The organism is Massilia aurea (assembly GCF_040790145.1).
In the GTDB taxonomy this organism is placed as follows: domain Bacteria; phylum Pseudomonadota; class Gammaproteobacteria; order Burkholderiales; family Burkholderiaceae_D; genus Telluria; species Telluria aurea_C.
This window is the reverse complement of record NZ_JBFMMP010000037.1, coordinates 1-6,359: the sequence shown is the minus strand read 5'-3', so window position 1 is coordinate 6,359 and position 6,359 is coordinate 1. Positions and strand designations below refer to the sequence as shown.

Sequence of the window (6,359 nt, the reverse complement as noted above, 5' to 3'; positions counted from 1 at the left end):
AGAACCGAAGTTCTTGGCACCTTCATCAAACGCCCACACTTATCGACTGTTAATTTTTAAAGAACTTTATTCGGTGCATCTTCTGCTTTAGTGCGAATCGTTTTGTTCGCTGCAGCAGAGAAGAGAGATTATGCTGTGTTTCCGAAATCTCGTCAACTCTTTCTTTTCGCTTCGTCTCAGATTTCTCTGGAGACCTTGCTCTGGTAACCACTTGATTACGTTAACATTTTCGGTCAGTGCCGAAGCGGAGGCGAACTATAGCAAACCTCTCCGGGGTTCCGCAAGCCCTCACACAAAGAATCTTTTCGGCTACGCTTTTTCCTGGATCAGTGGCAGTGCGAGCAGGATTTCAGCTCACAAGGTATATTCCTTGGTTAATTACTATGCAACTAACTTTTACATTTTGTACGTAATATCCTGGAGAGATAATGAAGCATCCCGTTTTACGCCGCACCACCATCGCCGCCATCTGCGCCTGCTGGCCACTGGCCGCCATCGCCGATGACATTCGCAATCCGATGAATGTGGTCGTTGTCAGCGGTACCCGTGCTGAACACACAAGTTTCGACCTGCCCGCCGCCGTCGATGTCGTCGACGCCGCGCAGATCGGCGATGCGCAGCTGCGCGTGAATGCCTCTGAAGCGCTGGTCGCGGTGCCGGGCATCGTCGTGCGCAATCGAGAGAACTATGCGCAAGACCTGCAAATCTCCTCGCGCGGCTTCGGCACCCGCTCGGCGTTCGGCGTGCGCGGCGTGCGCCTCGTTGCCGACGGCATCCCCGCTACGATGCCGGACGGCCAGGGCCAGGCCGCAACCTTCAACCTCGATGTCGCCGAGCGCATCGAAGTGCTGCGCGGCCCCTTCTCTGCCTTATATGGCAATCACTCCGGCGGCGTGGTCCAGCTGTTCACACGCGAGCCGACAGACAGGCCGACTGTCGAAGCCAGCTTCACCGGCGGCAGCTACGGCCAGCGCAAGCTCGATACGAATGCGTCGGGCCGCAGCGGCGGCGTCGGCTACCTGATCGACGCCTCGCGCTTCGAGACCGACGGCTACCGCGATCACAGCGCCGCCACGCGCGACCAGGCCTATGCCAAGCTGGTGATCGAACCGTCGTCGACCAGCCGGCTGGTGATCACGGCCAGTGGCCTGCGCCAGGACGATACGCAAGATCCACTCGGCGTCACCTGGGATACCTTCCAGCGCGATCCGCGGGCCGGCGAGATCGACACCACCGATACGCAGTCGCCCCAGCGCACGCTGGCCGATCGCTACGACACCCGCAAGAGCATCGATCATCAGCAGTTCGGCGCGACGTTCGAGCAGCGCTTCGGCCAGGATCGCCTGCAGGTGACGGCCTACGGCGGCAACCGTCGCGTGATCCAGTACCAGTCGTTCTCGCGCGGCTTCCAGGCGCCGGCGACCCATTCGGGTGGCGTCATCGATTTCGACCGCGACTTCTATGGCATCGACGCCAACTGGCGCGCGGTGCGTAACGTCGCCGGCGGCACGCTGCGCGCCACGGCCGGCCTCGAGATGGCCAGTTCGAAGGATTCGCGCCAGGGCTTCGAGAACTTCATCGGCACTACGTTCGGCGTGAAAGGCAATTTGCGCCGCGACGAGCAGAACGACGTCACCAGCGTTGACCCGTACGTGCAGATGGAATGGGAACGCGATCAGTGGGTGCTCACTGGCGGCGTGCGTCATAGCCGCGTGGACTTCGACGTCAAAGACAAGTATCTCTCCAACGGCAATGACAGCGGCGGCACCGACTTCCGTCACACCACGCCGCTGGTCGGTGTGCTCTACAAGATCTCGCCGACGCTGAACGTGTACGCCAGCGCCGCGCGCGGCTTCGAGACGCCAACGATGAACGAGTCGTTCTATTCAGGCACCGGCGGGGGATTCAACTTCGCACTCGAACCGGCGATCGGCACGCACCTCGAAGTCGGCGCCAAGGCGATGGTGGCCAGCGGCGTGCGCGTGAACGCCGCCGTGTTCCAGGTGAAGACCAAGGATGAACTGGTGGTCGACGCCTCGTCGGGCGGCCGCACCAGCTATCGCAACGCGAGCGCCACGCTGCGCCAGGGTGGCGAGCTGTCGGTCGACGCGGAACTTGGCGCCGGCTGGAATGCGCGCATCGCCATGAGCCTGCTGCATGCGATCTACGACGAAGGCTTCGGCGCCGTGCCGAAAGGCAGCCGCCTGCCGGGCGTGCCCAAGTCGAGCTTTTACGGCGAGTTGGGTTGGAAGGAAGCAGCGGGTCGTTATGGCTTCGCGCTCGAGACGGTCGCCAACAGCAAGGTGTATGCGGAAGACACCAACACCGCGCAGACCGCGCCTGGCTATGCGGTCGTCAACGCCCGCGTGCAGGCCAGCCAGCAGTTCGGCGGCTGGCGCCTGCGCCAGTTCGCGCGTTTGAACAACCTGTTCGACCGCGATTACGTCGGCTCGGTGATCGTGGGCGACGCGAACCGCCGCTACTACGAGGCGGCGCCTGGCAGCAACTGGCTGCTGGGCGTCAGCGCGCAGTATCAGTTCTAGTCAGCTTTAACCAGGTCCACCTTGTCCGCTGCCGGCGGCGTCTTCCCCGGCAGCGCGGCATCGGGATACAGACGCGCAAGCGTCGTCGTCACCGCCGGCACCAGCACGGCCTGCACCAGTTTGGTGGCCGCGCCCAGGTCCGGCGCGGCGCGCACCGATTGCCACAGCCGCGCGCCATCGACGCCACCGGTGGCCAGTGCAGTTTCGGCTTCGGCCTGCCAGAACGGCGGCGCTTCACTTTCCACATAGTTGCCGCGCCCGCGCCCGAAGTGGGCCACCGCCAGATAACGCAGGATCGCGCCGGTCAGCATCGTCTGCAAAAACGGATCGGCGAACTTCACGTTCGCCTGATTGCGGTCCGTCCCCTGATTGAACCCCCACGCGGCGCCAGCGGCCGTGATGCCCCCGGCGATCGCGCCGAGCAGCGCGCCGGCGCCCATCGTCAGCCCCCCCGCCATCAAGTCGGCCGACAGGCCGGACGCCGCGCCCGCCGCCACCGCGCCCAGCAAGCCCGCCTGCGTTTTGTCGACTGGCGCATTGACCGCGAAGTTGTCGCGCACGCGCGCATTGACGGCAACGGCCTGGCCCGGATCGATGCGGTACAGCGACAGCATGCGCGCCGTCGCGTGGTTGATGCCGTCATTCAGGCGCTGCACCAGCGCCGCCATCGCCAGTTCCTGGCGCCGCGCTTCGTCCTTGCCGATGCCAACCGCTTTCAAGGCGCTCCGCAGCATTCCCGGCCGTTCTTCGCCCAGCGCCTCGGCGTCGCGCACTGCGGCCGCAATCTGCTCGGCGCTCATGTGCAGGGCGCTGGCATACCGCTCTTGATTGCGTGCCGACCATGCGGCCAGCAGGCGCGCGTACGCAGGCTGCTTCTCGGCTGCGATCAGGTGCGTCACCGATTCGTAGAACACGTGTTCATGCACCCAGCAGCGGGCAAACGCATCGAGCGGCAGCACTTCCTTGACGACCGTGTACTGGGCCAGATGCTGTTTCCAGCGCTGCGGCTCGGCCTGTTCTTCATTCGCCGGGCGAGGTGGTCCGATCTGGTTGAGCAGCACGACCACCGGTTTGCCAAGCCACTCGAGGATATTCATTTCGGACGGCAGATAACCGGCATCCTGTGGCGACTCGGACGAGTTGACCAGATACAGCACGACGTCGGCCTCTTCGCGCGCCGCACGCAGCGCCTGCTGGCTGAGAAAGAACGGGCGGTCGCGATACCGGTCGAAAACCTCGCGCAGGAACCAGCCGATCGGATTGCCCGCCATCGCCAGGCGCTTGTGCAGGCGCACCGAATCGCCAAAACCGGGCGTGTCCCACAGCACGAGCGAGTCACCGCCCGGTGTGGAAAGCAGCGGATAGCCTTGCGATATCTGGGTCACGTGGGCGGCGTCGCGGATTTCGCCGACGTCCATGCCGACCAGCGTGCGGGCCAGCGTCGTCTTGCCGTTATTGGTATGCGAGACCAGGGCGAACTGGATCTTGGCCGGCTGGGTCATCGCAGCTCCGGCAAGGTCAGGCCCGCGCCCAGTTCGAGCGGGTGTTTGTCGGGTTCGAGCAGATTGACGACGTGCGCCGACGTGCCATGGAAGCTGCAGAACTGGCGCCACAGGGCGTGCCGCTCGGCGGCGCGTTCGGCGCCGATCTGGTCACCGATGCGCTCAAGCAGCGGCGACTCGTCGAGCAGCACCGCCACACCGCGCGGCACGTGCTTGACCAGGTAGTCGAGCAGTGCGCCGTGGTTTTCTTTCTCGGGCGTTGCCGCAAGGCTGAACAGCACCGTGGTCACCGTGATGCCGGCTTCGTTCAGCATCGTTTCGCGCAGCGCGTCTTTCGGCTCGATGCCATAGGCGACCGACGGCAGCAGCTGCACCCTCGCCTGACCGCCCAGCGCGGCGGCAGCGATCGCCCACAGGCCGCGGTCGCGCGGCTCGTCGAGCGTATAGGTATAGGGGATCACGCGCAGCACGGCCGGCGCGCTCGTGCCGATACTGTCGGCCAGCTTGCGGTAGTAGGGCTGGTCGAGATCGAGCGGGAAGTGACGCGCCAGGTAACGCGCGCGCAGGCCGGCGACGATCGCGAGCACCAGGCGCGGCACGATCACCAGCAGCAGCAACGTCGCGCCATACAGATGCACCCAGCGCTCGCCAACCGGCAGGCCGGCGCTGCCGCCAAAGCGCAGCTGCTCGATCTCGGCCAGCGTGAAGCCCTGCAGGAACGGAAACACCGTCAGGGCCGGCGCGAACAGCCATGACAGCAGCGTGTGCACCTGCTGGGCGTCGAGGAAGGTGCTTTCCCAGCCGGTGACGTATTGCGTGAGCAGACCGCGCGCGTACAGTGAACCGACCGCGCCGAGCGCGAAGCCGGCTGCCGCCAGATGCACCGTGCGGCTCAGGCGCGCGCGGGTAAGCGGTTCGCTCAGCACGGCCCAATCGGCCAGGAAGTGTGCAACGCCTTCGGCCAGCGCGGTCGGCAGCTTGCGCGGTGCGACGGCCTTGCCCACGCTCAGGCGGCGGAGCAGCGGCGTGCCGCTCTTCTTCCTGCGCTTGGCTGGCACGACGGCCCAGACCAACAAGCCGAGGTACACCAGCAGGTTCCAGGCAATGATCATCAAGAATGGCGCCGACAGCAGGTCGATCCGGTGCGGATCGGCGATGCGATCAAGTGCCGCACCAAGCACGAAGGCGATAAATGGCAGCGCAAGCCAGATGCCGCTCATGCCGGGCGCCTTGCGCTGGAAGGCGCCAAAGGCCGGCGTGCGTTCGCCGAGGCGTTTGAGGATTTGTTCGGCGCGCTGCTGCAGAAAGTGTTCCTGGTTGACGGCCGTGTGGGTGTCGGCTGCCTGCCATGCGGCGAGTTCGCGCGCGCTGCGCGTGGCGTACTTGCGATCGTCGTCGCTCAGTACCGTGTGGGCGACGTCGGCGTGCTCGATGGCGCGCGCCAGCACGACATTGCGTGCGACCTGTTCATTCATGCTGCTCCCGTGATTGAAATGACAATGCTGATAGATGCATTGTGCACCAGATTAACGGGCGTCGGCGGTGGGGTGCCGCACGGTGCTGAGCACGCGGACAACAAAACCCGGGCAGTGCCCGGGTCGATGTCGTTTGTAATCGTGCCGCTTGCCTGGTCAGCGTTTGCGTGTGGTGCCGGTCAGCGAAAGCGATTGGTCCGGATAACCTTGCTGCGCATTGCCACTGCCGGATTGGCGCGAGCTGTCCAAGCGATCCTGCTCGCCGCGTGCCTGCGTGCGCTGCGCTTCCTGGCGCGCGGCCCAGCCGCTGTACTGAATACCGGCGCCGGCGCGCTGGGCGCGGCTGGACATGTCCGATTGCATGGAACCTGGGTTCCCGCGCGGGAAAGGCGTCTCGAGGCCACCGGGCATGACATAGCCGGGAGCTCTGGTTTGCAGGCTGCCTTCGGCAACCATCAGGGTTTTCGGTCTGGCACTGCCACGCGAGTGGGTGTCGACGCCTTTGACTTTCTCTTTCGACTTCATTGCGATCCTCCGCTTGCTGAACAAGAAGTCTGATGATGCGCGCATGAAGCCAGGGTCAGTATCGGAGAAGGTTTTGGTTGGATGTAGGATTCGACTGACTATTTGTGAGCAACACTGTGGCGTTGGTATGATCGATCGCCCAACGGCGAAAAGCCCCGCTCAGAATCTCTGATCGGGGCTTTTCTAATAACTAGCCTGACGATAACCTACTTTCACACTGGTTGCAGCACTATCATTGGCGCAAAGTCGTTTCACGGTCCTGTTCGGGATGGGAAGGGGTGGGACCGACTTGCTATGGTCATCAGGCATAACTT

General features: G+C 64.2%; 4 protein-coding genes and 1 rRNA gene. 1 reads left to right on the top strand and 4 read right to left on the bottom strand.

What is annotated here, in order from left to right:
* Positions 1-428: 428 nt before the first annotated feature.
* On the top strand, positions 429-2,543 hold the full coding sequence (locus AB2N08_RS22855) for a TonB-dependent receptor family protein (protein WP_367613199.1): 2,115 nt from the start codon (positions 429-431) through the stop codon (positions 2,541-2,543).
* Here the strand turns inward: AB2N08_RS22855 and AB2N08_RS22850 are convergent.
* From AB2N08_RS22850 to rrf, 4 genes are all read right to left on the bottom strand, one after another.
* A complete protein-coding gene (locus AB2N08_RS22850) occupies positions 2,540-4,045 on the bottom strand; it encodes a DUF3482 domain-containing protein (protein WP_367613198.1) in 1,506 nt (501 codons plus the stop codon). The two genes, AB2N08_RS22855 and AB2N08_RS22850, sit on opposite strands and share 4 nt — an antisense overlap.
* Positions 4,042-5,520 carry a DUF2868 domain-containing protein gene (locus tag AB2N08_RS22845; RefSeq protein ID WP_367613197.1) on the bottom strand — a complete coding sequence of 493 codons (1,479 nt, stop codon included), beginning with the start codon at positions 5,518-5,520 and terminating at the stop codon, positions 4,042-4,044. Before AB2N08_RS22845 ends, AB2N08_RS22850 begins: the two co-directional genes overlap by 4 nt.
* A gap of 156 nt (positions 5,521-5,676) precedes the next feature.
* Positions 5,677-6,045, bottom strand: a complete 369-nt coding sequence (locus AB2N08_RS22840; protein ID WP_367613196.1) for a hypothetical protein — start codon at positions 6,043-6,045, stop codon at positions 5,677-5,679.
* A 193-nt stretch (positions 6,046-6,238) separates the two neighbouring features.
* Positions 6,239-6,351, bottom strand: a 5S ribosomal RNA gene (gene rrf, locus AB2N08_RS22835).
* Positions 6,352-6,359 lie beyond the last annotated feature (8 nt).